At 70.6% G+C, this 24125-nt stretch carries 23 protein-coding genes; 12 read left to right on the top strand and 11 right to left on the bottom strand.

All coding sequences use genetic code 11. The features are described from left to right. The first annotated feature begins 41 nt into the window (after positions 1-41). The 5 genes from ACZ5KW_RS07985 to ACZ5KW_RS07965 all read left to right on the top strand — a co-directional run bounded on the left by ACZ5KW_RS07985 (position 42) and on the right by ACZ5KW_RS07965 (position 5400). Positions 42-1184: an aminotransferase class V-fold PLP-dependent enzyme gene (locus tag ACZ5KW_RS07985; protein WP_343780289.1), complete on the top strand. Its 1143-nt coding sequence runs from the start codon at positions 42-44 to the stop codon at positions 1182-1184. Positions 1185-1278: 94 nt separating this feature from the next. Continuing rightward, positions 1279-1836 (top strand): class I SAM-dependent methyltransferase, encoded by a 558-nt coding sequence (locus tag ACZ5KW_RS07980; RefSeq protein ID WP_343780287.1) that lies wholly within the window; start codon positions 1279-1281, stop codon positions 1834-1836. A gap of 267 nt (positions 1837-2103) precedes the next feature. After that, positions 2104-3207 (top strand): DoxX family protein, encoded by a 1104-nt coding sequence (locus ACZ5KW_RS07975; RefSeq protein ID WP_343780286.1) that lies wholly within the window; start codon positions 2104-2106, stop codon positions 3205-3207. Between the two features lie 92 nt (positions 3208-3299). Continuing rightward, positions 3300-4586, top strand: a complete 1287-nt coding sequence (locus tag ACZ5KW_RS07970; protein ID WP_343780285.1) for a glucose-6-phosphate isomerase — start codon at positions 3300-3302, stop codon at positions 4584-4586. Positions 4587-4665: 79 nt separating this feature from the next. After that, positions 4666-5400 (top strand): CPBP family intramembrane glutamic endopeptidase, encoded by a 735-nt coding sequence (locus tag ACZ5KW_RS07965; protein ID WP_343780284.1) that lies wholly within the window; start codon positions 4666-4668, stop codon positions 5398-5400. Positions 5401-5448: 48 nt separating this feature from the next. Here the strand turns inward: ACZ5KW_RS07965 and ACZ5KW_RS07960 are convergent, their stop codons facing one another. Further along, positions 5449-6321: a mechanosensitive ion channel family protein gene (locus ACZ5KW_RS07960; RefSeq protein WP_343780283.1), complete on the bottom strand. Its 873-nt coding sequence runs from the start codon at positions 6319-6321 to the stop codon at positions 5449-5451. Between the two features lie 60 nt (positions 6322-6381). Beyond that, entirely contained in the window at positions 6382-7662 is a 1281-nt protein-coding gene (locus ACZ5KW_RS07955) for a DNA double-strand break repair nuclease NurA (protein WP_343780281.1), read from the bottom strand. Positions 7663-7930: 268 nt separating this feature from the next. On the opposite strand from ACZ5KW_RS07955, the gene ACZ5KW_RS07950 reads away from it, so the two are divergent. Then, the gene (locus tag ACZ5KW_RS07950) at positions 7931-9838 is read left to right on the top strand and encodes a methyl-accepting chemotaxis protein (protein ID WP_371152416.1); all 1908 of its coding nucleotides are present in this window, start codon (positions 7931-7933) and stop codon (positions 9836-9838) included. A 132-nt stretch (positions 9839-9970) separates the two neighbouring features. Here ACZ5KW_RS07950 and ACZ5KW_RS07945 read toward each other — a convergent pair whose 3' ends face one another. After that, positions 9971-10405: a hypothetical protein gene (locus tag ACZ5KW_RS07945; RefSeq protein WP_343780280.1), complete on the bottom strand. Its 435-nt coding sequence runs from the start codon at positions 10403-10405 to the stop codon at positions 9971-9973. A gap of 1 nt (position 10406) precedes the next feature. After that, positions 10407-10937, bottom strand: coding sequence for a DUF2240 family protein (locus ACZ5KW_RS07940; RefSeq protein ID WP_343780279.1), 531 nt, complete (start codon positions 10935-10937; stop codon positions 10407-10409). 120 nt (positions 10938-11057) lie between these two features. Between ACZ5KW_RS07940 and ACZ5KW_RS07935 the strand changes: the two genes are divergently transcribed. Both ACZ5KW_RS07935 and ACZ5KW_RS07930 read left to right on the top strand, forming a co-directional pair. Next, positions 11058-11942: an aldo/keto reductase gene (locus ACZ5KW_RS07935; RefSeq protein ID WP_343780277.1), complete on the top strand. Its 885-nt coding sequence runs from the start codon at positions 11058-11060 to the stop codon at positions 11940-11942. Between the two features lie 9 nt (positions 11943-11951). After that, positions 11952-12695 (top strand): class I SAM-dependent methyltransferase, encoded by a 744-nt coding sequence (locus ACZ5KW_RS07930; protein ID WP_343780276.1) that lies wholly within the window; start codon positions 11952-11954, stop codon positions 12693-12695. Positions 12696-12714: 19 nt separating this feature from the next. Here ACZ5KW_RS07930 and arcD read toward each other — a convergent pair whose 3' ends face one another. Further along, positions 12715-14178 carry an arginine/ornithine antiporter ArcD gene (gene arcD / locus ACZ5KW_RS07925; RefSeq protein WP_343780275.1) on the bottom strand — a complete coding sequence of 488 codons (1464 nt, stop codon included), beginning with the start codon at positions 14176-14178 and terminating at the stop codon, positions 12715-12717. 221 nt (positions 14179-14399) lie between these two features. On the opposite strand from arcD, the gene ACZ5KW_RS07920 reads away from it, so the two are divergent. Next, positions 14400-15383, top strand: a complete 984-nt coding sequence (locus ACZ5KW_RS07920; RefSeq protein ID WP_343780274.1) for an NOG1 family protein — start codon at positions 14400-14402, stop codon at positions 15381-15383. A gap of 56 nt (positions 15384-15439) precedes the next feature. Here the strand turns inward: ACZ5KW_RS07920 and ACZ5KW_RS07915 are convergent, their stop codons facing one another. From ACZ5KW_RS07915 to ACZ5KW_RS07905, 3 genes are all read right to left on the bottom strand, one after another. Next, the gene (locus tag ACZ5KW_RS07915) at positions 15440-16183 is read right to left on the bottom strand and encodes an SIMPL domain-containing protein (protein ID WP_343780273.1); all 744 of its coding nucleotides are present in this window, start codon (positions 16181-16183) and stop codon (positions 15440-15442) included. A 59-nt stretch (positions 16184-16242) separates the two neighbouring features. After that, positions 16243-18360 carry a formate/nitrite transporter family protein gene (locus tag ACZ5KW_RS07910; RefSeq protein ID WP_371152601.1) on the bottom strand — a complete coding sequence of 706 codons (2118 nt, stop codon included), beginning with the start codon at positions 18358-18360 and terminating at the stop codon, positions 16243-16245. A gap of 196 nt (positions 18361-18556) precedes the next feature. Next, positions 18557-19831: a TIGR00341 family protein gene (locus tag ACZ5KW_RS07905; RefSeq protein ID WP_343780524.1), complete on the bottom strand. Its 1275-nt coding sequence runs from the start codon at positions 19829-19831 to the stop codon at positions 18557-18559. A 217-nt stretch (positions 19832-20048) separates the two neighbouring features. On the opposite strand from ACZ5KW_RS07905, the gene ACZ5KW_RS07900 reads away from it, so the two are divergent. The 3 genes from ACZ5KW_RS07900 (at position 20049) to ACZ5KW_RS07890 (ending at position 21777) form a co-directional block, all read left to right on the top strand. After that, positions 20049-20297 carry a hypothetical protein gene (locus ACZ5KW_RS07900; protein WP_343780270.1) on the top strand — a complete coding sequence of 83 codons (249 nt, stop codon included), beginning with the start codon at positions 20049-20051 and terminating at the stop codon, positions 20295-20297. A gap of 114 nt (positions 20298-20411) precedes the next feature. After that, positions 20412-21293, top strand: a complete 882-nt coding sequence (locus ACZ5KW_RS07895; RefSeq protein WP_343780268.1) for a homoserine kinase — start codon at positions 20412-20414, stop codon at positions 21291-21293. A gap of 67 nt (positions 21294-21360) precedes the next feature. After that, entirely contained in the window at positions 21361-21777 is a 417-nt protein-coding gene (locus tag ACZ5KW_RS07890; RefSeq protein WP_343780266.1) for a thiol-disulfide oxidoreductase DCC family protein, read from the top strand. Between the two features lie 24 nt (positions 21778-21801). On the opposite strand, the gene ACZ5KW_RS07885 is transcribed toward ACZ5KW_RS07890, so the two are convergent. The 3 genes from ACZ5KW_RS07885 to ACZ5KW_RS07875 form a co-directional block, all read right to left on the bottom strand. Further along, entirely contained in the window at positions 21802-22341 is a 540-nt protein-coding gene (locus ACZ5KW_RS07885) for a dihydrofolate reductase (RefSeq protein ID WP_343780262.1), read from the bottom strand. Further along, positions 22341-23369, bottom strand: a complete 1029-nt coding sequence (gene thyA / locus ACZ5KW_RS07880; RefSeq protein ID WP_343780260.1) for a thymidylate synthase — start codon at positions 23367-23369, stop codon at positions 22341-22343. The genes ACZ5KW_RS07885 and thyA overlap by 1 nt, the downstream gene beginning before the upstream one ends. 105 nt (positions 23370-23474) lie before the next feature. After that, complete coding sequence (locus ACZ5KW_RS07875) at positions 23475-24071, bottom strand: metal-dependent hydrolase (protein ID WP_343780523.1); 597 nt, start codon at positions 24069-24071, stop codon at positions 23475-23477. Positions 24072-24125: the final 54 nt, after the last annotated feature.

Below are 24125 nucleotides of genomic sequence, written 5' to 3'. Positions count from 1 at the left end.
GCCGGAGCGCCGAAGCCGAGAGAATTAGAGAGACCGACACAATGAGCACCATAGAACGCGACGGCGAGCGTATGACCCCGAGAGAGCTCCGCGCGGACGTCCCGGCCCTCGACGACGCGGCGTACTTCAACTTCGGTGCGCACGGACCGAGCCCGAAGTACGTCGTCGAGGCGGCCGCGTCGTTCATCGAGGAACACGAGTACGGCTCCGCGACGACCGACCCGTACGACCACGCGTTCGGGACCTACGAGGAGGTCCGCGAGCGGATCGCGGCGTTCGTCGGCGCCGACCCCGAGGAGATCGCGCTGACGGAGAGCACGAGCGACGGGATCGGCCGGATAGCCGGTGCGATCGACTGGGAACCGGGCGACGTGGTCGTCCGGACCGACCTCGAACACCCCGCGGGGGTCCTCCCGTGGAAACGCCTCGAACGCGAGGGCGTCGAGGTTCGGGTCGTCGAGACCGAGAACGGCCGGCTCGACCGCGACGCCTACGCAGAGGCGGTGACGGACGCCCGCCTCGTCTGTTTCAGCGCGATCACCTGGACGCACGGCACCCGCTTGCCGGTCGCCGACCTCGTCGAGACCGCGAAGGAGGCGGGAGCGTTCACCCTCGTCGACGCGGTCCAGTCGCCCGGTCAGGGGCCGATGGACGTGACCGACTGGGGCGCCGACGCGGTCGCGGCGGCCGGCCATAAGTGGACGCTCGGCCCGTGGGGCGCCGGGTTCCTCTACGTCGACCGCGACGCCGCGGCCGATCTCGCGCCGCGCGCGGTCGGCTACCGGAGCGTCGAGGACCCGACCGCAGACGAGATATCGTTCAAGCCGGGAGCCGGACGCTTCGAAGTGGGCACGACGACCGCCGCGGCCCACGTCGGACTCGTCGAGGCGCTCGACGCGGTCGAGGCGGTGGGGCTCGACGCCATCGAGTCGCGGATCGAGTCGCTCACGGACCGCCTGAAGGCCGGCGTTCCCGACGACCGGCTCCTCAGTCCGCGCTCGTTCGAGTCGGGACTCGTGACCGTCGACGTCGACGACCCCGAGGCGACGGTCGAACGGCTCGCGGAACGCGACATCGTCGTCCGATCGCTGCCCCATCCGAACGGGATTCGAGCGTCGGTCCACGCCGTCTCGACCGAGGCCGAGGTCGACCGGCTCATCGACGCGCTCGACGCGGAGTGGTGAGGCCGCTCTCGGTCGGCCGATAGCGGTCGAGCGACGGCGCCCCGGCGGCGCCGCCGATCGGACGCGTTTTGGTGCTCGACACCCAAGACCGCGCATGGGTTTTCACACGTTCGACGCCGAGCAGGCCGAGCGGCTGGAGCGTCCCGGCCGGTACCGGTGGGTGTCCGCGGAGGAACTGGTCGGCCCGCTCGTCGAGGCCGACGCGGGGCTCGTCGCCGACCTCGGCAGCGGGACCGGATTCTACACCGACGACGTGGCGGAGCGCGTCGAGACCGTCTACGGCGTCGACGTACAGCCCGAGATGCACGACCACTACCGGGAGAAGGGTGCCCCGGAGAACGTCCGGCTCGTCACGAGCGACGTGGCCGACCTCCCGTTCGCGGACGGCGAACTCGACGGCGCCGTCTCGACGATGACGTATCACGAGTTCGCGAGCGACGCGGCGATGGCAGAACTCGCGCGCGTCGTCCGGTCCGACGGCGTCGTCGTGACGTTCGACTGGGCGGGCGACGGCGACGGCGAACAGGGGCCGCCGGTCGCGGAGCGGTTCACCGCCGACGACGCGGTCGACGCGTTCGAGGCGGCCGGGTTCGACGTCGTCTCGGCGGCCACGCGGACGGAGACGTTCGGCGTCGTCGCCCGGGCGCCCTAGGAGGGCTTCGGTTCACGTCGTCGGACGCGTTCGGAACGCCCCAGTCGCTGTGGGATCGCCGCACGAGCGTGGGCCGCGGCCACTCTCGCCCCGACGGCCAGCGGCGACCGCCTCTCGCCCGTCTCGAACCGAGGGATGCGGCGGCGACGCGAGTCGGCGTCCGAAATCGAACCGACCGCCGCGAGATGTCGAGATCGACCGCGACAGAGTCGCTCCCGAACGAACATGAGGAAACACCGTTAGGTACGTCCGGCGCGTAGACGGGGTATGTCCGTCCGTTCCCGCTCGGCCGCCGCAGCCGTGTTCGCCCTGTTCGCGACGCTCGTCGCGCGACCGGTCGCGGCCCACGTCGACTACGTCACGGAAGACCCCGGCGACCCGCTCGACGCGGTGGCGTTCGTCACGGAGGTGCTGTCGGTGCCGTTCAACGCGGCGCTGTTCCTCGGCTCCGGGCTCCTCGCGGTCACCGGGCTCGCCGTGTACCTCTGGGTGCGACCCACGATCGTCGACATCGTCGTGCTCCGGGAGAAACTCGCCGGCTACGGCGACCTCGTCCCGTGGATGCTCCGGCTCGCGGTCGGTCTCCCCCTCGTCGGGGCGGGCTTTCAGGGATACCTGTTCGCGCCGACGCTCTCGTTCGACACCGGCGCGAGCCCGCTCCTCCGTATTCTCTTCATCGGACTCGGCTTCTTCGTCCTCTTCGGGCTGGCGACGCGGATCGTGTCGACGGTGGGGCTGGCGACGTACGCGTGGGTGTTCGTCGCCGTCGACTCCTCGGTCTTCCTCGCGGTGGAGTACGTTCCGGTGTTCGTCGCGCTGGTGATCCTCGGCGGGGGGCGCCCGAGCGCCGACGACATGCTGTTGGAGGTCGCGAGCACGCCGGGGTCGTACTACGGTCGGATCGACCCGGTCCAGTACCTGAAGTCGTTCCTCGACCGGTCGACGACCCCGCTGCGCCGGTACGTGCCGACGGTGCTCCGGGTCGGGATGGGCGTCTCGTTCGTCTACCTCGGCCTGATCCAGAAGCTCGCGGACCCCGCGAGCGCGCTCCTCGTCGTCGAGAAGTACGACCTCACCTCGGTCGTGCCGGTCGACGCCGGGCTGTGGGTCGTCGGCGCGGGCGTGACCGAGGTCGCGGTGGGACTGGCGCTGATAGCCGGCTTCTTCACGCGCGGCGCGGCCGCGCTCTCCTTCGTGCTGTTCACGACGACGCTGTTCGGGCTCCCGGACGACCCCGTCCTCGCGCACGTCGCGCTGTTCGGGATGGCGTCGGCCGTCTTCACGCTCGGCTCCGGCCCGCTCGCGTTCGACCGCTGGTTCGGTCGGCCCGCGCTCGGCGAGGAGGAGGAACCGATCGCGGCGGCCGACTGATCGGCGTCGCTCGCGCGTCGGTCCGATCGGCCGACCGAGCGTCGCCGCTCCCGGCGGCGGTTATTAAGTCCCTCTCGCGCGGTGTGACACGTATGCGAGTGGACCTCGGCAACGCACTGGAGACGACCCCCGGACTGACGACGGAGACGCTGGACAGACTCGACGACCGCGTCGCGGCCGCACACGAGCGGATCGCGGGCGGGATGGCGGACGACGAGTTCGGCTACGCCGCCCTGACCCTCCCCGAGACCGCGGACCCGGACGCGATCGACGCCGCGGTCGACGGGTTCGACCGCCCCGAGGCGGTGCTGACGGTCGGTATCGGCGGGAGCGCGCTCGGCGCGGCGACGCTGTCGAACGCCCTGTCGAGCGACGTGGACGCCTACGTCCTCGACAACGTCGACCCGGACGACACCCGGGCGCTGCTCGCGGACCTCCCGCTCTCCGAGACCGTGGTCAACGTCGTCTCGAAGTCGGGGACGACGGCGGAGACGCTCGCGAACTTCCTCGTCGTCCGCGAGGCGATGAGCGACGCGGGCGTCGACTGGACGGACCGCACCCTCGTCACCACGGGCGAGGGGGGGAACCTCCGTCAGCTGGCCGACCGACACGACCTGCCGTCGCTCCCGGTGCCGGACGGGGTCCCCGGGCGCTTCTCGGCGCTGTCGACGGTCGGGCTCGCGGTCGCCGCGCTCCAAGGTCACGACGTCGAGGCCGTCCTCGCGGGCGGCCGCGACGGCATGGACGCGCTGGCCGGCTCGCTGTACGAGTCGCCCGCCTACGCCTACGGCGCGGCGACGTACGCGCTCGCGGAGCGCGGCGCGCTCACCAACGCCGTGATGCCGTACGCGGAGTCGCTGGAGACGTTCGCGGAGTGGTTCGCCCAGCTGTGGGCCGAGAGCCTCGGGAAGGACGGACTCGGGCAGACGCCGGCGCGCGCCCTCGGCGCGACCGACCAGCACTCCCAGCTCCAGCTGTACCGCGCCGGTCCGCCGGACAAGCTGGTGACGCTCGTCCGCCCGACCGAGCGCGCCGACGTGTCGATCCCGGAGACCGACCTCGACGGGCTCGCGTACCTCGGCGGCTCGTCGCTCGGCGGGCTGCTCGACGCCGAGTTCGAGGCGACGGAGGCGAGCCTCGCGGCGGCCGGCGTCCCCAACGTGCGCGTCGAGGTCGACCGCGTCGACGAGCGCTCGCTGGGCGAGCTCCTCTACGGGATGGAGGCGGCCTGCGTGCTGTACGGCGAACTCGCGAGCGTCTCGACGTTCACGCAGCCGGCCGTCGAGTGGGGGAAGAAGGCGGCCCGCGGGCTGCTCGGCGGCGGCGACTTCGCGGAGGCCGAGGCGGTCGAACAGAAGCGCGAACTGCGGATCGACTGAGAACAGAAGCGCGAGTCGGAGTCGACGCCGACGGTCCCGTTCCGGTGCGTCTAAATTCTCGGAACCGCTATCGCAGACAATGAGCGACGACCCCCTCGCGAATGCGGTCGGGGAGCGGCTGTTCCGCGTCGCGAGCGCGCTGTTCGCGGTGGTTTTCGCGGTCCTCGTGGCGAACGCGATCACCGTGCCCGGGGTGTCCCTCGCCGCCTCACTCGGACTGGTGTCGGAGGGGACGACCGGCTATCGGCTGTTACAGACGCTGCTCCAGTTCGCCGGATTCACGCTCGCGGTCGTCGGCTACCTCGCGGTGACCGGAGAGTGGGAGATCGCCCGCATCGCCCGGCCGGACGCCCGCGAGGCGGCGATCATCGTCGGCGGGGGGATCGCCCTCTTCGCGTTTCAGTACGGCGCCCTGATCGCGCTCGATCAGGTCGGGCTCTCGACCGGGCAGAACCAGGCGGTCGTCCCCGCGGGCGACCCCGTGGTCTACTACCTCGCGATGGTCGCGGTGTCGCTCGCGGTGGTCGGCCCGGTGGAGGAGCTGCTGTTCCGCGGCGTCGTTCAGGGCGGCGTCCGGCGCGCGTTCGACGCCCTCCCCGCGGTCCTCATCGCGAGCCTCGCGTTCGGGCTGATCCACCTCCCGGCGGTCTCCGGGACGATGGCCGAGCGGTGGGCGTACGTCGGCGTCGTCGTCGTGTTGGGAGCGGTCCTCGGCGCGCTCTACGAGTGGACGGACAACGTGGTGGTGCCGGGGCTGGTCCACGGCATCTACAACGCGATCACCTACCTGCTGCTGCTCTCGGAGGCGCTCTGAGCGGGGCGGACCGCGGAGCCCTGGACCGCCCGTCGCCTCCGGTCTGCGTCAGTCGCGGACCGAACGCTCCGTCACGGCGACCTCGCCCGAGAGCGACTGCGCCGACGGGGGCGCGATCGCGATCCCCGCCTCGTCGAACCGGCGCTTCACCTCCCGGCGGAAGTCCGACCGGACGGTCGCCACGTCCCTGTCTCCGGGGTCGTCGATCCACAGCTCCGCCTGTATCGTGATCGCGTTCTCCCCGAGGTCGAGGACGCGCGCGTCCGGGGTCGGCTCGTCGAGGACCGGCTCCGTGTCGGTCGCGACCGCTCTGAGCTCCATGAGCGCGCGCTCGACGTCCTCGTCGTAGGCGACGTACGCCGTCTCCGTGATCCGATACGTGTCCCGGCCGTAGGGCCGGGTAAGTGCGTTGCTCGTGAGCTCGGTGTTCGGCACCGAGACCGTCTCGTTGTCTGGCGTCCGGACGCGCGTCACGCGGAAGTCGACGGCCTCGACGGTGCCCTGTCCCCCCGGCCACGCGATCCAGTCGCCGACGTTGAAGTCGGGGTCGGCCACGAGGAAGATCCCGCTGATGAGCGACCCGAACACCTGCTGCCCGGCGATGCCGAAGACGAACGTGATCGCCGCGACGACGATCGCCGAGTCGGCGAGCACGCTCCCGTAGCCGGCGGCTATCACGCCCGTCAGCGTCGCGAACCCGATCAGCACGACCCGGACGTACGTCCGCACCGCCGTCTCGATGGTCGGGTTGTTGCGGTTCCGCGCCCGCACGACCCGGATGACGGACGGCACGACGACGACTCGGCCGAGGAGGTAGACGGCCCCGAGCGCGACGAGGAACCAGAACAGCTCGGAGAGCACGCGGTCGTACGCCGATACGAGTTCCGTCACCCATCTCGGCAGCGGCGTCTGCCCGGTCATACGGCCGCGTCGCGCCGCACCGGCAAAAATCCCGGACCGGTCGCGGTTCGAGCCGACCGGTCAGAAGTCGGCCTTCCCCCACCGGAGGTCGTCGTAGGTCGCCTGCTGGTCGCTGCCGAGCCGCTCTTCGAACTTCCGGCGGAGCGCCGCCTTCTCGGTGGCCGAGATCCGGGCCAGTTCGTCCGCCTTCGCCACCGGCTCGGGGGGGCCTCTCGTGGCCGCCACCTCGGCGACGACCTGGCGGGTGAGCCGGTCGCGGGTCGCCGCGTCGCGCGTGAACGCGTACGGCGACTCCAGCTTGTACGTCACGTCGGTCCGGGGGTCGTAGACGACCATGAACGTGGGCTCGTACAGCTCGGGGTCGAGCCCGCGCTCGACGCCCAGCGCGTCGCCGTCGGCCGCCATCGGGGCGTCAGCGCCGCCGCGACTGCGGAACCACGTGGTGAAGGTGAGGTCGTCGTCGAGGCGGGCGCCGCGGTCGTCGGACGCGTCGCTTCCGGCGGACCCGTCGTCTGGGTCGCGACGCTCCAGCAGTCGCGTGAACAGCGCGGTGTCGTCGGGCCACGGCGACTCGACGCCGGCGCGGGCGAGCGCCCGCACCGCGGTGCCGCTCGCGGGGTTCTTGACGAAGCCGGCCAGCGGCACGTCGCGCTCGACGAACCGCTCGACGAGGCGGACGTACTGCTCGATGACGGCGCGGGGCTTGGCCTCGCGGGCGAGCGCGCCGAGTTCGGGGTCGCGGTCGGCCCACGTGAACAGCTCCTTCGGGTAGATGGGCCCGTCGAGGACGAGGAGGTCGTCGACGCGGTCGGCGTGATCGAGCGCGTGGGTCCCCTCGGCGAGGTACAGCGCGAGCGCGTGGACGACCCGCTCCGCGTAGCGGTTCACCCGGGGGACGTGGAACACCCGCTGTCGGGTGTGTCCCTCGTCGCGGCGGGTCCACTCGCTGTCGAAACCGGCGGTCGAGTCGCCTGCGTGGACGGTGGCGACGATGGTCCGGTCGCGGTGGAGGTCCAGATCCGTCGGCGAACTCGCCATCGCCGCGTGCGCGACGTCGACGACGAGCCCGTTCTTGAACGTGGTGGGGTTGATCGTGCCCGAGTCGAGCCCGTGAACGGTCTCGAACGGGCGCTCGGCGAGCGCGACGTTGTCGATGGGGGCTCGGCGGCGCTCGTGGTCGCCGAGCGCCTCGATCACGACCCGGCCCTCGCGTCGCAGTTCGGGGAGCCACTCGCGCCACACGCGCTCGGCGAGGTCGTCGTGGTCCGTCGCGTCCACGTCGTCGCCGATGCCGTACGCGAGCTGCGCGATGTTCTCGACGTGGATCGGATCGAGCGTCACGGCCGTACCCCGGGCCGGACGGATATAAAGGTCGTCGGCCGCGCGGTCGGCGCCGAGACCCGTCCGGCGATCGCGGTTCGCGCCGCTCGCCCCGACCGATCGACGAACCGGTTCGGTTTTTGCCGAGAAAGAAGCAAAATATGCGAATACCGACAGCTATCTAACAAGACCGGGATCGGTTTATTTCCCATTCACGGGCGCTAAACGACGGTATCAGCGGTAATAGTTGGAGTCGTTGTGTTTATATACTGGATGACAATCTCTGGGTATGGCAGAGATTGCGACCGAGACGCACTCGGGAGAACCGGACGGGCTGGCGGAGAAGGTTCGCGAGGTGGTCAAGTACATCCCGAACGGCACCTCGATGCCGAAAGAGATGTGGGCGCCGCGCCACCGGAATATCCTGATCGCCACCGTGGTCCAAGTCCCGTTCCTGATCGGCCTCGGACTCTACGAGGGGACGGAGTCGTTCACCGGCGCACAGATCCCAGCGGCGCCGCTGTGGATGCTCGGCGGGTTCGTCGCCGTCATCCTCGGCACCGCGGGGTTGGCGACCTGGTCGGGGCTCGGCCGCCGCCAGCGGACGGTCCTTACGGCGTTCAGTCTGATGACGGTCTCGATGGCGCTGGTGAAGCTGTCGGGCGGCTACATCGAGGCGCACTTCAGCTTCTTCGTGTTCGTCGGGGTGCTCGCGCTGTACGAGGACTGGCTCCCGTTCGCCGTCGGCGTCGGCTACGTGGCGATCGGCCACGGCGCGTTCAGCCTGATCGACTCGAGTCTCGTCTACAACCACACGGCGGCGATCGAGAACCCCATCGTCTGGGGCGGCATTCACGCGTTCTTCGTCCTCGGGCTCGCCGGGGCGCTGATGGTCAACTGGTACTCGATCGAGAAGTCGCGCGAGGCGGCACAAGAGCAGCTCGAACTGGCGGAGCAGAAGCAGTCCGAGATACAGGACGTCGAGGCGGCGAAGGCGGAGGTCGAGAGCCGGCGCGAGGAGGTCGAGCGCCTGAACAGCCACCTGGAGACGAAGGCCGACGCCTACAGCGCGGCGATGGACCGGGCGGCCGACGGCGACCTGACGGTCCGGCTCGACGCGGACAGCGAGAGCGAGGCGATGGCCCAGATCGGCGCGGCGTTCAACGGGATGATGGACGACATCGACGGCGCGATGCGGGAGGTCCGCTCGTTCGCACAGGAGGTGTCGACCGCGAGCGAGAACACGGTCCGGGGCGTCGAGACCGCCGCCGACCGGAGCGAGACCGTCAGTCAGTCGGTCAGCGAGATCGCCGAGGGCGCCGACGAGCAGCGCGAGATGCTCCGGCAGGTGTCCGACGAGATGAACGACCTCTCGGCGACGATCGAGGAGGTCGCCTCGTCGACGCAGACGGTCGTCGACGTGGCCGAACAGACCGCCGACATCGCTGACGACGGCGAGGAGACCGCCGAGGCCGCGATCGAGCGCGTCGAGGAGTCCCGCGAGGCCCTCGACTCCGCCGCGGGAACCGTCCAACAGCTCGACGAGCGGATGGAGGACATCGGCGAGATCGTCGACCTCATCGGAGACATCGCCGAGCAGACGAACCTGCTCGCGTTAAACGCCAACATCGAGGCCGCCCGCGCCGGCGGGAGCGGCGGCGGAAGCGACGGGTTCGCGGTCGTCGCAGACGAGGTGAAACAGCTCGCGGAGGAGACGCAGGACGCGGCGACGGAGATCGAGGAACTGATCGGTGACACGCAGTCGCAGACCGAGGGCACGGTGCGGGCGGTCCGGAGCGCGGAGGAGAACATCGCCGCGGGCGCCGAGGCCGTCGAGGACGCCGCGGACGCGTTCTCGCAGGTGTCGGACAACGCGAAAGAGACCGACGAGGGCATCCGCGAGATCAGTCGCGCGACCGACGACCAGGCGGCCAGCACGGAGGAGACGGTGTCGATGGCCGAGGAGGTCGCGGACATCAGTCAGTCGACGGCCGACGAGGCCGACGCGGTCGCCGAGGCCGCGGACGAACAGCTCACCGCGATGAGCGAGGCGACCACGGAGGCCGGCTCCCTCGCGGAGCAGGCCGAACGGCTCCAGTCGCTCATCCGCGGGTTCGAGGTCTCGGGCGACGGGCTCGACCCCGAGGGACCGACCGGGCCGAACGTCGCGGTCGGCGACGGCGGACAGCCGGAGTAGGCGTCCGCGACGGCGGACCGAGCGTGCGTCGGTGCCGGCGAACTCCCCCGTCTGCCGGTCCCGACGGACTCTTTTCGACGAGTAGGGACTTCTACTGCCGGCCGGTACGGAGTTCGACCGGCGACGGGCCGGTCAGTCGGCGTCCCGTTCGTTTCGGAGCGCGTCGAGGACCGCCAGCGCCCGCTTCACCTGCGCCCCGTCCTCGACGAACACCAGCGTCCGTGGCGGACGCGACGCCTTCGGGCGGACGCGGAGGTCGCCCGCCGTCGCCGCCGTCGCCGCCGCGTCGGGGGCCGCGATCGCTTCGAGCCGCGCGCGGTCCGGCTGGACGTACACCTCCGCCACCGTCTCGCCGGCGGCGCGTTCGTCGTCAGGACCCTCCTCTCGGGCGTCGCCGGAGACGGCTTCGCGGGCGATTCGGTACGCCAGCGCGCCGTCGGCGGTCGCTTCGACGTCCGGGTCGGCGTCGACAACCGTCAGCCCGCGGAGCCGGCTCTCGTTACCGGCCACCTCGGACGCGAGGAGCTGGGCGATCCGGACGCCGTCGGTGAGGCGGTCGGTGACCACGCTAGGCCGCCTCCGAGCCGTCGGCGTCGCCGGTGTCGTCCGCCGTGTCAGCGTCTGCCGTCTCGGCGTCCGCGGCGTCGCTCGCCGCGCTCGCGAGTTCCTCGCGCACGTCGGCGGCGAGGTGGTCGACGGCGGCCCCTCGCTCGCGGGCGTAGAGGACCGCGGCGGCCTCGATGGTGACCGCCAGCGTGCGCTGGCGCTCGTTGATCGCGGCGACCGCGCGCTGCTTCTCGACGCCGGTGGCGACGAGCGCGTCGAGGGCGCTCTCGAAGGTGGACTGCTCGCGGAGCACCGACTCGTCGGGCGTGAACCCCTCCGGGACGGTCACCTCCGCCGGGTCGAACCGCGGGACCAGATCGCCGTCCTCGGACGCCAGTAACCCCCGACCCACCGCGACGTCGACGAGGCGCTTCGCCTGATCGGGGGAGAACCACTCCCGCTCCAGCGACAGCGCGACGACGAACTCCCCCTGCCCGAGCCGCTCTTGGGCCCGGGTCTTGAACGGGGCGGCGACGGCGACCTCCAGGCTCATGTGCGATTTGGGGGGCGCCGACGGCGGTAAACCTACCGGACCGCGTCCCGCTTCCGGGCGCCCGCCACGTCCGGCTCACGGCCGCCAATTGTTATGTCAGCCCAGCGTGATGGCGCACGTATGGAGACTCGCCCGCTCGGAGACACCGGCCACGACAGCACCGTCATGACCTTCGGCGCGATCGCGCTCAACTGGCTCGAACAGGAGGGCGCGAACCAGCTGGTCGAACACGTCCTCGACTACGGGGTCAATCACTTCGACGTGGCCCCGACGTACGGCGACGCGGAGCTGAAGCTCGGCCCGAAGCTCCGCCAACACCGCGAGGAGATCTTCCTCGGCTGTAAGACCCAAGAGCGGACCTACGAGGGCGCGTGGCGCGAGCTCGACCGGTCGCTGAACCGCCTCGGCGTCGAGAAGATCGATCTGTACCAGGTCCACGGGCTCGAGTACGACGAGGAGTTGAACGAGATCACGGGCGACGACGGGGCGCTCGCGGCGTTCCGCGAGGCCAAAGAGCGGGGGCTGATCGACCACATCGGCCTGACGAGCCACGGCGACCCCGGACTCATCCTCGACGCGCTCGACCGCATCGACGACCTCGAGTCGGTGATGTTCCCCCTGAACCCTGTCGTCGCCGGGAAGGACGACGACGAGTACGACTACGAGGCGGTCCTCGCCCGCGCCGACGAGAAGAACGTCGGGACGCTGGGGATCAAGGCGTTCGCCGGCGGCTCGTGGCCACCGACCGACGAGCTCCCCGAGGCGGACCGACCGTTCGCGAACTGGTACCGGCCGGTCACCGCGCCCGACGAGATCCGCGAGCGGTTCGATTTCGCCGCCGCACAGGGAGTCACCAGCGTCATCAACGCCGGCGATCCGAAGCTCGTCACCATGATCCTCGAGGCCGCGGCCGACTACGACGGGATGGACGAGGCCGCTCAGCGGTCGCTGATCGAACGGGTGCGCCACGACGACAGCCCGGTTCCCGAACAGCTCCACCACTGAGAACGGCGGATGGACGTGCCAGGCACGGTCGCGACCGCGCTCGACGACCGACCGGTGGCCGGGAGACGCTGTCTGGAGGCCGGTGCGGGCGTCGGGAACGCGACCGCCGGACTGCTCGCGAACGGCGCCGCTCGGGTGTACGCCGTGACGAACGACCGGGACCACGCGCGGACGACGCGCAGACGCGTCACCGACAGCGGCGACGGCGACGACCGCGGCAGCGACGCCGAGCGGCTGGCGGTGCTGGAGGCGGACCTCCGGTCGATCCCCCTACCCGACGGTTCCATCGGCCTGATCACCGCGCACGGTCTGTGTAACGTCCTCGATCCCGCGGCGCTGTCGACGGTGGCCGAGGAGCTCTCACGGGTCGCGGCCCCGGGCGCGCACCTCGTCGTCGACGACTACGATCCGCTGCCCGACGGCGCCGCGATCGGCGAGCTGTTCGCCGTCGAAAACGCCGCGTCGGAACTGGCCCGCGGCCGCCCGGCGCTCACCTTCTACCCGGCGGCGTTCCTGCGACGGTTCTTCGCGGGCCACGGCTGGGAGTTCGAGCGGGAGCGGACGCTCTTGGAGCCGGTCCCCTGGACCGAGAGTCACGTCTCGGCGCACGCCGACGAGGCGACCTCCATGGCCGCGGAATGCCCCGGTGAAGCGAGCGATACGCTGTCGGCGACCGCTCGTCGGCTCGCGGCCGAGATCGGGTCGGAGTCGGTCGGGCGGATGTACGGTCTCGCGTTTCGGCGACCGGGCTGATGACCTCGGAGGTAGCGGATCAGTCGTCGTCGGTCGCCACGGACGGCTCGTCGGCGGCGGGCGCCCCGGCCGCGGTCGGCGTCACGTCCAGCGAGTAGCCGGTCGCCGCCATCGCGAACAGCACGATCGGCGAGAAGTACGCGAACAGGTAGTACGGCGCGTACTCCAGCGTCGGCACGCCGGTGGCGGTCGCCATGAACACGGCGCCCGCGTGCCACGGGATCAGCGCGCCGGTCGGCGTGCCGGCGGCCTCGACCGCGCGGGAGAGCTGATCGGTGTCGAGGCCGAACTCGTCGTAGGTGTTCCGGAGCGTGACGCCCGGCAGGACGATGCTCATGTACTGCTGAGCGGTGAGCGCGTTGATGACGATGGCGGAGACGCCGGTCCCGGCGACGAGCGCGCCCGGGCTCTTCACGGCCGAGGTGAACGCGTGGGCGATCACCGCGAGAACGCCCGTTCGCTCCAAGATGCCGCCGAGCGACAGCGCGGCGACGACGACCGTGATCGTCCACGCGGAGCCGGTGAGTCCGCCGGTCGCGAGGAGGTCGTTCACCGTCGCCGAGGCCGACTCCGGCGCGGTGCCGTACATGAACGTCTCCCACGCGGCGACGAAGCCGGCTCCCTGGAGGAGGATCGTCGTGAACGCGCCGGCGAAGACGCCGGCGACGAGGGTCGGGAGCGCGGCGTAGCCGCGCAGCGCCAGCCCGAAGGTGACGACCAGCGGAACGAAGGCGACGACCGTGATCGCGTACGTCTCGGTGAGTCCGCCCTGGATCGCCGCGATCCGGCCCGCCGGGATGCTCCCGCTCGTGCGGAGGCCGACCGCGGCGAAGGCGAGGACCGCGAGGCCGAACGCGATCGCGGTGCCGGTCCGCATCCGGCGGATGTGCGCGTACAGGTCGGTGTTGGTCACGCCGGCGGCGAGGTTCGTCGTGTCGGAGAGCGGCGACTGCTTGTCGCCGGCGTACGCGCCCGAGAGGACTGCTCCGACCGTCATCGGCGCGGGGACGCCGAGACCCGCGCCGATGCCGACGAAGGCGACGCCGAGCGTCCCCACCGTGGTCCACGAGGAGCCGATCGCGAACGCGACGACGGCGGCGAGGACCGCTGCCGCCGGGAGGAACGTCGTCGGCGAGAGCACCTCCAGCCCGTAGTACATCAGGCTCGGGATGGTGCCGGCGCTGACCCACGTCGCGATCAGCCCGTAGATGGTGAAGATGATGAGGATCGCCTGTAGCCCCATCACGAGTCCGTTCGCGATGCCGTCGAACAGGTCGTCCCAGTCGTAGCCGAGCCACAGGCCGAACGCTCCGACGAAGGCGATACTCCAGAGGAGCGGCGGGTGCGGGTCCAAGCCGAGAACGGCCGAGCCGATGCCGAGGAACGCCACGACGGCGAACACTGGGATCAGGGCCGCCGCGAGACTCGGGCGACGGTCCGGGTCGATGTCCTCGTACGCCGTCGGCGTGAACGAGCGTGACATGACCTGCGGTATTTCCTTGGCGCATAAGTATTACTCGAAATATGCGCGTGGTGGATGACGATCGATCATCCGAGTCCGGCCGGCGGTGCTACGAGGTCGGTCACGGTGCGGTCGCCGCGCTCGGACGGTCGGAAGGGAGAACGTACCGGGCGTGTGCCGGCGTGTCGCGGCGGTGGACGAACGGACGCTCTTATACGCGTCGGCGGCGAAGCCGGGGTAACATGATATTTGAGGGCCTCCCGACGACTCCGCGCGCGGAGGAACTCGTCGACAAGGCGTTCTCGCGGGCTGCTCGGGCCGGACGCGCGAAGCGCGGCCACGAGGCGCAGGAGTCGATGCTGCGGACCGCCGGCAACGTGCTCTCGGACAACTTAGAGAACGTCGTCACCTCGTGGCCCGACTTCGGCTTCGACGTGGACCCGTTCTACTACGAGCTCGCCGACGCGCTCGTCGACGTCGACCGCCTCCGACAGGCCCTCTCACAGGTGATGTGGGCCAGCCGCCAGATCGAGGACCTCCGCGACGAGTACACGACGAAGATCCGGAACTCCGACGTCGACACCGCGCGGAAACACCGCAAGCAGGCGTTCGCCCGCATGGCGGACGTGATGGACCAGATCGAAGACGACCTGCGGTACATCGGCGACTCCCGCGACCAACTGAAGGTGCTGCCGGACATCAAGCCGGACGAGCCCGCCATCGTCGTCGCCGGCTACCCGAACGTCGGCAAGTCCTCGTTCGTCAACCGGGTCACCCGCGCGTCGAACCAGATCGCGGAGTACCCGTTCACCACGAAGGGCGTCCAGATCGGCCACTTCGAGCGCGACCACGTCCGCTACCAGATCGTCGACACGCCCGGCCTGCTCGACCGGCCGGAAGACGAGCGCAACGACATCGAACGCCAGGCAGTGAGCGCTCTCGAACACCTCGCGGACGCCGTCGTCTTCGTCCTCGACCCCTCCGGTGACTGCGGCTACCCGCTCGACGTCCAACTGGAGCTCCGCGAGGAGGTCCGCGAGCTGTTCGGCGCGGACGTCCCGCTGCTCACGGTGGCGAACAAACACGACCGCTTCGAGGGAGTCAAAGCGAAGTCCGTCGACGCGACCATGAGCGTCACGGAAGACGAGAACGTCGAGGCCGTCCTCGACATGGCCGTCGACGCGGTCGGCTACGAGCCCGACCTCCCCACCCGCGACGGGAAGTAGTCGGTTCTCGATTCGGGCCGCGGCGCGCAGAGGCCGGGGCTACTGCGGTCGTTCGGTCAGGCCGGCACCGCTTCGTACACCACGTTCACGGAGACGGTCACGCTCACGTCCCCGGTCTCGACGCTCGTCGACGCGCCCGCGTCGCCGGCGGCGGCCGTCTCGACGCCCCTGGCCACGTACGCTCCGCCGCCGGACTGCGCCGTCGAGACCTCGTAGACGCCGGACACTTCGAGCCCGCTCGCGTTGGCGAGCACGGCCGCGTCCTCGTCGGCGTTCGCCATCGCGGTCTCGAGCGCCTCCTCGCGCACCTCCCGTTCCGTCTCCTCGCTCAGTCCGAACTGGATGCGCTGGACCTCGTCCGCGCCCGCGTCGACCGCGACGTCGATGACCTCGCCGACGGCGTCGACGTCGTCGAGTTCGATCGCGTACCGGTGGATCCCCTCGTACCGCGTCCGGTTCGGATCGTCGCGGGTCTCGTAGCTCTCGCGGACGTCGTACTCTTCGGTCCGGATCGCCTCGTCGTCGAGCCCCCAGTCCGCCAGTGCGCTGCGGAGCGCCTCGTCGTCGGCGTCGAGTTCGTCGCGGACCGACTTCGTGTCGGAGCCGGTGGCGGTCACCGCGACGCGGAGCGTGGCGCGGTCCGGCATCGACGTGGCCTCGCCCGCCGCCGTCACTTCGATGCTCCGTTCCAGTTGCGGCTCGTCCGCGGCGTCCGGGGTCGCGGTTCCCGCGAGTCCCGAACAGCCCGCCAGCGCGACGAGCGCGACGATACCGACGAGTGCCGTTAGTCGTCTGTCCATACCCGGGCGATCGATCGGGGACGCCTATAAATCGCCGATAACGCAAAGAGCCGTTTTCGCTATCTGCCGTCGCCGTCGTCGTCGCGGTCCGCGGACGCCTCCTCGTCCGCGTTCTCGTGGTCGACGACGTAGGCGTCGTCGTGATTCGGCCGCTCGTCGGACAGTTCGTCGCCGGCGTCGTCTCTCCCGTTGCCGGGAGCAGGTCCGCCGCCGGTGCCGGGAGCAGGCCCGTCGCCGGTGCCGGGAGCAGGTCCGCCGCCGGTGCCGTCGTCAGCCCCGCCGTTCGCGTCGTCGCCTCGCCGGCCCCCCGAGGACCGCACGTCGGCACCCTCCGACCGTCCCGGCTCGCGCTCGACGCCGCGAGAGAGGTCTGTGGCGCGACGACCGGAGCCGAACAGCCGCTCTCGCAGCGACCGGGAGCTGGGGCGTTCCGTGAGCAGCACCGACGCGTCCACGTCGTTGATGACGTCGAGGTGGAGCGAGTTCGAGACGAGCCGCGAGAGCAGTCCCTTCTCCGTGGCGCCGATGATGACGAGCGTCTTGTCGGCGGCCGCCCGCGCGATGCCGGCCTCTACGTCGCCGCCGTCGTCGACGACGAGCTCGGCGTCGCTGAGACCGTGTTTCTCGGCCCACGCCGCGAGGAACGCCTCGCCCCGGCTTCTGTCCTCCGCCCCGTCGACGACGTGAAGCAGCGACACCTCGGCGCCGGCGGTCTCGGCGAGCACCTTCGCGACCTCCGCGCTCAGCGCCGAGTCCGGACCGCCGGAGGTCGGGATGAGGATCCGCGAGGTGTCGAGCTCGTGTTCGTTGAGGATGAGGAAGTCACAGGGGAGCTGGTTTGTGAGCTCGTCTATCGGGCGTTCCGCGCGGGCGGCGCTCCACAGCTGGTCGTCGCCCCAGCCCATCAACACCGCGTCCGGGCGGGTCCGACGAGCCATGTTGAACACCTCTCCGAACGAGTGGTGGGAGACGACGGTCGAGGTCGACACCTCGACGTCGTGTGCCGCCGCGGTCGACCGCAGGTTCCGCATCCCCTCGGCGGAGACGTCGGCTATCCGGCGCCCCGCGTCCCCGCTCGAGAGCGACATGCGCTCGGGCGTCTGAACGACGTGGACGATGTGGACGACGCCCTCCTCGTGGCTGCTCGCGAGCCGCGCCGCCAACTCGACGATCGGCCCGTCGGTTCGGGGGTTCGTGATCGGCACCATGACCCGGTACCCCTCGCCAGCGAACAGGGCCGCCTCGGTGGCGTCTAAGATCGGGACGTACGACCGCCCGGCGGCGCGGCCGAAGACCCACTCGGGGACGGTCAGCCGGCGGCTCATCCCCTCGAAGCGCGCTTCTTCGAGTCGCTCTTCGCTGGTCTGGAAGTAGTTGACGAGCGTGACCAAGACGATCCCGCCGAGGGTGTTCCCGAGCAGGACGGGGAGGACGAACCCGACGAGCCCGTCGTAGAGCCCGACGGCGCCCGAGTACTGGCCGAGGCTCTCGGCGAAGATCAGGTACAGCACCTCGGTGAACGAGACGACGACGTGGTAGAGGTTCCCCAGCGGGATCGCAAGGAACGCGAGGTAGACGACCGCGAGCCGGGTGAACGAGTCCGTCGAGGCGAAGCCGACCCAGACGACGCCGGCGACGATCAGCCCGGCCATCGCGGCCTTGAAGAAGAGCGGCCAGAAGGGCACGTCGAAGCCAGAACTGGAGATGTACGTCGCGGCCGCGACGGTGTCGCCCGAGAAGACGCCCCCGTACGAGAGGACGAGCGCGCCGATCGCACCGCCGGTGAAGTTGCCCGCGAGGACGATGAGCCAGTGGCGAAGCAGCGTCGGGACGCTCGCGAGCCGTTCGAGCGTGAGCGCCACCGGCGGCAGGGTGTTCTCGGTGTATAGCTGGTAGCCGCCGATGATGATGTAGATGAACCCGAGCGGGTACAGGAGGACGCTCAAGATCGGATGGGAGTCCGTCGCCGCCGTCAGCGACGCGTACAGCATGAACGTGATCGTGATCGCCAGCCCGGCGGCGAGCCCGCTGAAGAACAGCTCGCGGCTCCCCGACGTGACCTCCTCGTCCGCGGCCGCGATGATGCGCTGGAACACCTCGTCGGAGGAGAACCGATCCCGGACGGCCTCGCCGACCGCCGGCGCGCCGCTGCGGGACCGCTCGACGACCTCTCGCATCGAATCGTCGTCGTCGGACTGCGTTGGGTCCGTCACTAGCGAAGGCCACGCCGGCCCGGTAAAAAGCACTTGCTCTTCCCGTCAGGAGCACAAAAACTGACGGAACGACGAACGCATCCGCCGGTTCCGCGCGGAGTTGGACGTTCGTCCGGAAACTCGGAGATCACTCGACCGGAAGGGGTAGCCGAGTCGACGCTCAGGCGCGCTCGACGGTCACCGTGCGGACCTCGACGCGGACCTCGCCGCCGACGACCGTCTCGATCCGGTCGTCGAGGGCGGGCGCGATCCCGTCGACGGCCTCGCCGGGCGGGGCGCCGACCGTCACCACCACCCGGTCGGTTTCGAGCGGCGGGACCGTCCCGCTGCGCTCGACGCTCATCTCGAGCAGTTCGAACTCCGAGTCGAGCGCGGTCAGTTCGTCGGTCGCGGCGGCGCGGATGTCGGCCTCCGTGGTGGAGGCGACGTACGACTCGTAGGTGACGCCGCCGAGGAACACCGAGAGGAGCGCGATGGCGGCCACCAGCACGGCGGCGCGCTTGAGGAACGCGGCGCGCGCTTCGTCCTCGCGGAACCACCGCTGGGGGCGGTACCCCTCGTACCACAGCATGACGAGCGCCGAGAGGTTGATCGAGAGGACGTTCACCGCGACGATCACGCCCGCACCGAGCACGAGCCGAGGGATGCGGAACGCGATCCCGATGCCGACCGCGGCGGCCGGCGGGATGAGCGCCACCGCGATCATCACGCCCACGAGCGTCGCCGAGACGCCGGTGATGAGCGAGACGATACCGGCGACCCCGGCGCCGACCGCGACGACCAAGACGAGGACGTTGGGCGCGAGCCGCTCCGACACCTCGGCGAGTTCGAGCGGGTTCAGCCCGGGCGGGACCAACGCGAGCGAGCGCAACGCGAACGCGAACAGCGTGGCCGCGATGACCGCGACGGCGACGCCGAGGACCTGCATCCGCACGCCGCGCCGGAACAGCGCCTCGTCGTCGACGACGGTCCCGATCGCCGCCGACATCGCGGGCCCGATGAGCGGCGCGATCACCATCGAACCGACGACGGTCGCGGGGGAGTCCAACAGGAGCCCCGCCGTGGCGATCACCGCCGAGATGACCGTCATCAGCACGTACGTCCCGAGCCCCGAGGCGAGGCCGTCCGCCTTCGCCTGAAGCTCCTCGCGGGAGATCCGGTCGCCGCCGCGGTCGGCGTCCTCTTCGTACTCGTCTTCGAGCGCCTCGAAGCGCCGCGAGATGACCGTCTCGGCCGCGACGATGACGGTGTAAGTGCTCTCGTCGATCCCCGCCTCCCGCAGTCGCTCCAAGACCGGCTCGACCGCGGCCGTCGGGAGGGGGAACGTCGCGACCGCGGTGTACTCCCGACCGCTCGTCTCGTCGGTGACGACGTAGTCAACCCCCTCGTCGTCGAGCGCGCGGACGACCGCCGCCCGCTTGCCCGCCGGAATCATGACCTGAACGAGTCGCACGGTCGCCGGTCGCACCGACGACTCTTATATGATCGGCACGAGGCGGGCACCGCGGCGGGGCCGAACGATTCCCGCTTGACGGCTGAGACGCCGGAAGAGACGAGATACGCGGAGCGGACGCCGAGGCCGGGGGTCGGGTTCCCCCCGGCCGCGAGAAACGGAACTTTAATGCGCGATTCGCTCGCACCTTCAGCCAAGAATGCTCCTGCCGCTGGTCATCGACACGTTCCTGCTCGACTACCACCTCGGGCACGTCCTACTGTTGGGGCTCATCGTCTCGGTTCTGGGAGCCGCGCCGCTGAAGTCCCAGAAGATGATCGCGTCGATCCTGGCCGTCTTCGGCGTCATCTTCCTGGTCGCGCCGAACACGACGATGCCGCCGACGTTCATCCTCCTCGGCGTCCCGCTCGTGCTCATCGGGGCGCTGCTGTGGACGATGTCCGACTGACGGCACCGCTCGATTGAGAACCCCGCGGCCCCCCTCCCCGCCGACCGCGATCGACCCCGCCGTCGTCTCTGTGCGATCCCGCTCCTTTTTTTCCCCCCGGCGACACTCCCCGCCATGGTAACGGTACGGGCCCCCGCGACGAGCGCGAACCTCGGGAGCGGCTTCGACGTGTTCGGCGCGGCGCTCTCGCGGCCGGCGGACGTCGTCACCGTCGAGAAGGCGGCCGAGACGACGATCGAAGTCACGGGCGTCGGCGCGCAGTACATCCCCGAGGACCCGGAGAAGAACACGGTCGGCGCCGTCGTCGAGGCGCTCGACGCGCCCGCGCGGATCCACATCGACAAGGGCGTGCGCCCGGCCTCGGGGCTGGGTTCGTCGGCCGCGAGCGCGGCTGGCGCAGCGGTCGCGCTCAACCGCCTGTACGACCGCGGTCTCTCGCGGAAGGAACTGGTCCCGATCGCGGCCGAGGGCGAGGCGGTCGTCTCCGGGGTCGCGCACGCGGACAACGTCGCGCCCTCGATCCTCGGCGGCTTCACCGTGACGACCGCCGAGGGGACGTGGTCGGTCGACGCCGGAATTCCGCTCGTCGTCTGTCTGCCCGACGTGGCCGTCTCGACGCGCGACGCGCGCCGCGTCGTGCCCGAGACCGCCTCCATGGACGCCCTCGTCGAGACGGTCGGCAACGCGGCGACGCTCGCGGTCGGGATGTGCCGGTCGGACCCGGAGCTCGTCGGGCTCGGCATGGACGATCCGGTGGTCACGCCGGAGCGCGCCAGGCTCATCACCGGCTACGACGCGGTCCGCGACGCCGCCTTCGAGACGGGCGCGACCGGCGTCACGGTCAGCGGCGCCGGCCCCGCGGTGATCGCCGCCTGCCGCGAGCGCGACCGGCGCGACGTGGCGGCCGGGATGCTCGACGCCTTCGCCGGGGCCGGGATCGAGGCGCGCGCCTACCAGACGCAGATCGGTCGCGGCTCGACGGTCCTCGAAGAGTGACCGGACACCGTCCCGGACCGACGCGACCGCAATTCTGAACTGCGACGACGGCGTAGGCGGACGAGAGATGGACCGGGAGATTCCGGACGACGCCTCGATCGTGCTCTTCGACGGGGTCTGTAACCTCTGTAGCGGGTTCGTACAGTTCGTCTACCCCCGCGATCCGGAGGGGAAGTACCGGTTCGCCTCCCTCCAGTCCGACGTGGGACAGGCGCTGTTGGCGGAACACGACCTCCCGACCGACGAACTCGAATCGATCGTCCTGATCGAGGACGGCGAGAGCTACGTCAAGTCGGCGGCGGTCATTCAGATCGCGTCGGGGCTCGGCGGCGGCTACCGGCTGCTCTCGCCGTTCCGGTACGTTCCCGCGGCGGTCCGCGACCGAGTGTACGACTTCGTCGCCGATCACCGATACCGGTGGTTCGGCAAGAAGGACCGCTGTATGATGCCGTCCGGCGACGTGGAGTCCCGGTTTTTGGAATGAGAGCGGTCGCGCGGCCGGCCGCCGTCACTCCCCGGCGCGCCGCTCGTACGTGACGAACGCGAGCACTTCCCGTTCCTCGCGATCGGTCTCGGTCCACGCCGCCGCGTCCCAGTCGGGGAACCGGGTGTCGCCGTCGGGACGCTCGGGGATCTCGGTGATGACCATCCGGTCGGCGCGGTCGAGGAACGCCTCGTAGACGGTCGCGCCGCCGACAACGTACACCGCGTCGACGCCGCGGTCGGCCGCGTCCGCCGCCGCGCGCGACAGCGCCTCGTCGAGGTCGCCGGCCACGACCGCGCCGTCGGGCAGGTCGGCGTCGCCGATCGACCGCGTCGTCAACACGACGCTGGTCCGGTCGGGGAGGGGGCCGCCGATCCGGTCGGCGATGTCCTCGTAGGTCGTCCGACCGACGATCACCGGGTGGCCCGTCGTGAGCCGCTTGAAGTGCGCCAGATCCGCCGGGTAGTGCCACGGCATCCCGTCGGCCGCGCCGATCACGCCGTTCTCGGCGACCGCCGCGACGAGGACGAGGTCCGGACCGTCGGACGCGTCGGTGTCCGCCATCACTCCGCGACCGCGAACGAGATGCCGTCCGCGGAGTCGTAGCCGACGACCTCGACGTCGTCGTAGGTCAGCTCGTCGAGCGGTTTGTCCGCGATGTCGATGCGCGGGCGCTCGCGCGGCGTGCGGGAGAGCTGTTCGAGCAGCCCGGGCACGTGGTCGTACCCCTCCTGCCCGTTCGGCTCGTCGGGCGCGGTGCGCTCGACCCAGCTTTTCACGTCGAGGTAGCCGTTCTTGTTCTCGACGTTCGCGAGCCGCTCTTGGACGTATTTGAGGTTGTTCGCGTACCATTTCCCCCGGTCGCCGCGCCCGCAGTAGACGTGCGCGTCGACGACGGTGTGCCCGAACTCGCCGACCTCGAAGCCGCTCCGCTGGGCGAGCGCGTTCGCGAGCAGGGCGTACGCCGCGATGTTGAACGGGACGCCGAGCGCGATGTCGCCCGAGCGCTGCGTGAGGTGGAGGTTGAGCCGTCCGTCCTGGACGTTCACGACGAAGGTGTAGTGACACGGCGGCAGCGTCGAGACGGCGGCGTTCGCCGGGTGCCACGCGTTGACGACCATCCGCCGGGAGTGGGGGTTCTCCTCCAGCGTGTCGAGGACGTACCCGATCTGATCGAAGGTCCGACGCGTCGCGCCGTCTTCGTCTTCCTCGACGGTGACCCAGCGGTCCGCGTCGTCGGGCCACGTCTCGCCCGGGAGGGCGGCCGACGCCTCGGGGACCGGGTAGCGTCGCCAGAACCGGCCGTACGCCGTGTCGAGCTTGCCCTCCTCGTCCGCCCAGGCGTCCCAGATCTTCGTCTCCTCGCGGAGGTTCCGGATGTGTTCCTCGCCGGAGAGGTACCACAGCACCTCGTGGATGAGCGAGTTCCAGCGGTAGCCGTCCATCTTCTTCGTGGTGAGGAGGGGGAAGCCCTCCCCGAGGTCGACGGTGTACTGTCCGCTGAACGTCGCGATGGTGTCCACGCCGGTCCGGTTCGGTTTGTACGTGCCGGTCGAGAGCGCGTCGTCGACGAGGTCGAGGTACTGTTGCATGGTGGGTTGCGCACGCCGGGACCGACCCGGTCGCCGGCGCGGGCTGTTATCGGTTCAAACGAGGCGGGGAAAGTAAGCGCTTGGTTCCCGGCCACGGCGGCGGGGTCACCGGTACCGCTCGGGGAGGTACGGGTCGAGGGCGTCCGGGCACAGCGGGATCAGTACCGCGGCGATCTCCGCCAGTCGTCGCCGGAGGACCGTGTACACGGCCGCGACGACGACCGTGCCGACCACGACCTGCCGGAGGGGAGCCTCGACCAGCAGGAACAGCGGGACCGCCAGTCCGACGGAGAGCGCGAGGTCCTCGACGGCGCCGTCGTACCGCACGCCGCGGCGCGGGGAGACCCACTCCTCGCGGTGGTGGTCGTACACCGCGCGGTCCGAGTTCCCCTCCCACGGCCGGAGCTCTAACCCCCCGCCGAACATGTCGGCGACGCTGTGGAGCGCCGCGCCGAGGAGGAAGAACGCGGCGCCGACGGTGACCGGGGAGGGCGCCAGGAGCGCCGCGAGGCCGGCGGGCACCGCGAGCGCGGAGTAGTAGACCGGGTAATGAAGCGTCTTGCGGTGCCCGACGTACATGTCGAGGTCGGGGACGAGTCCGCCGAGGAAGCCGGCGGCGAACCCGATCGGCGCCAGTTCCGGCGCCACGCGCACCAGCGGGGCCGCGAGCAGCATCCCCGCCAGCACGTGAGTCGGGAGCATCATCGTACCGGAACTCAGGCGACAGAAATATATGAGCGTGTCGGCCGCCGTTTC

Source organism: Halorubrum ejinorense, assembly GCF_055389685.1.
This window is presented reverse-complemented; position numbering and strand designations above follow the sequence as displayed.

Excerpts from the sequence above, each read along its gene's own strand:
- ACZ5KW_RS07885 (WP_343780262.1), bottom strand. The coding sequence starts at position 22,341 with ATGGCGGACACCGACGCGTCCGACGGTCCGGACCTCGTCCTCGTCGCG.
- ACZ5KW_RS07915 (WP_343780273.1), bottom strand. The coding sequence starts at position 16,183 with ATGGACAGACGACTAACGGCACTCGTCGGTATCGTCGCGCTCGTCGCG.
- ACZ5KW_RS07980 (WP_343780287.1), top strand. The coding sequence starts at position 1,279 with ATGGGTTTTCACACGTTCGACGCCGAGCAGGCCGAGCGGCTGGAGCGT.
- ACZ5KW_RS07895 (WP_343780268.1), top strand. The coding sequence starts at position 20,412 with ATGGTAACGGTACGGGCCCCCGCGACGAGCGCGAACCTCGGGAGCGGC.
- ACZ5KW_RS07890 (WP_343780266.1), top strand. The coding sequence starts at position 21,361 with ATGGACCGGGAGATTCCGGACGACGCCTCGATCGTGCTCTTCGACGGG.
- ACZ5KW_RS07970 (WP_343780285.1), top strand. The coding sequence starts at position 3,300 with ATGCGAGTGGACCTCGGCAACGCACTGGAGACGACCCCCGGACTGACG.
- ACZ5KW_RS07985 (WP_343780289.1), top strand. The coding sequence starts at position 42 with ATGAGCACCATAGAACGCGACGGCGAGCGTATGACCCCGAGAGAGCTC.
- ACZ5KW_RS07975 (WP_343780286.1), top strand. The coding sequence starts at position 2,104 with ATGTCCGTCCGTTCCCGCTCGGCCGCCGCAGCCGTGTTCGCCCTGTTC.
- ACZ5KW_RS07920 (WP_343780274.1), top strand. The coding sequence starts at position 14,400 with ATGATATTTGAGGGCCTCCCGACGACTCCGCGCGCGGAGGAACTCGTC.
- ACZ5KW_RS07960 (WP_343780283.1), bottom strand. The coding sequence starts at position 6,321 with ATGACCGGGCAGACGCCGCTGCCGAGATGGGTGACGGAACTCGTATCG.
- ACZ5KW_RS07875 (WP_343780523.1), bottom strand. The coding sequence starts at position 24,071 with ATGCTCCCGACTCACGTGCTGGCGGGGATGCTGCTCGCGGCCCCGCTG.
- ACZ5KW_RS07905 (WP_343780524.1), bottom strand. The coding sequence starts at position 19,831 with ATGATTCCGGCGGGCAAGCGGGCGGCGGTCGTCCGCGCGCTCGACGAC.
- ACZ5KW_RS07900 (WP_343780270.1), top strand. The coding sequence starts at position 20,049 with ATGCTCCTGCCGCTGGTCATCGACACGTTCCTGCTCGACTACCACCTC.
- ACZ5KW_RS07910 (WP_371152601.1), bottom strand. The coding sequence starts at position 18,360 with ATGCGAGAGGTCGTCGAGCGGTCCCGCAGCGGCGCGCCGGCGGTCGGC.
- ACZ5KW_RS07965 (WP_343780284.1), top strand. The coding sequence starts at position 4,666 with ATGAGCGACGACCCCCTCGCGAATGCGGTCGGGGAGCGGCTGTTCCGC.
- ACZ5KW_RS07935 (WP_343780277.1), top strand. The coding sequence starts at position 11,058 with ATGGAGACTCGCCCGCTCGGAGACACCGGCCACGACAGCACCGTCATG.
- ACZ5KW_RS07940 (WP_343780279.1), bottom strand. The coding sequence starts at position 10,937 with ATGAGCCTGGAGGTCGCCGTCGCCGCCCCGTTCAAGACCCGGGCCCAA.
- thyA (WP_343780260.1), bottom strand. The coding sequence starts at position 23,369 with ATGCAACAGTACCTCGACCTCGTCGACGACGCGCTCTCGACCGGCACG.
- ACZ5KW_RS07950 (WP_371152416.1), top strand. The coding sequence starts at position 7,931 with ATGGCAGAGATTGCGACCGAGACGCACTCGGGAGAACCGGACGGGCTG.
- arcD (WP_343780275.1), bottom strand. The coding sequence starts at position 14,178 with ATGTCACGCTCGTTCACGCCGACGGCGTACGAGGACATCGACCCGGAC.
- ACZ5KW_RS07930 (WP_343780276.1), top strand. The coding sequence starts at position 11,952 with ATGGACGTGCCAGGCACGGTCGCGACCGCGCTCGACGACCGACCGGTG.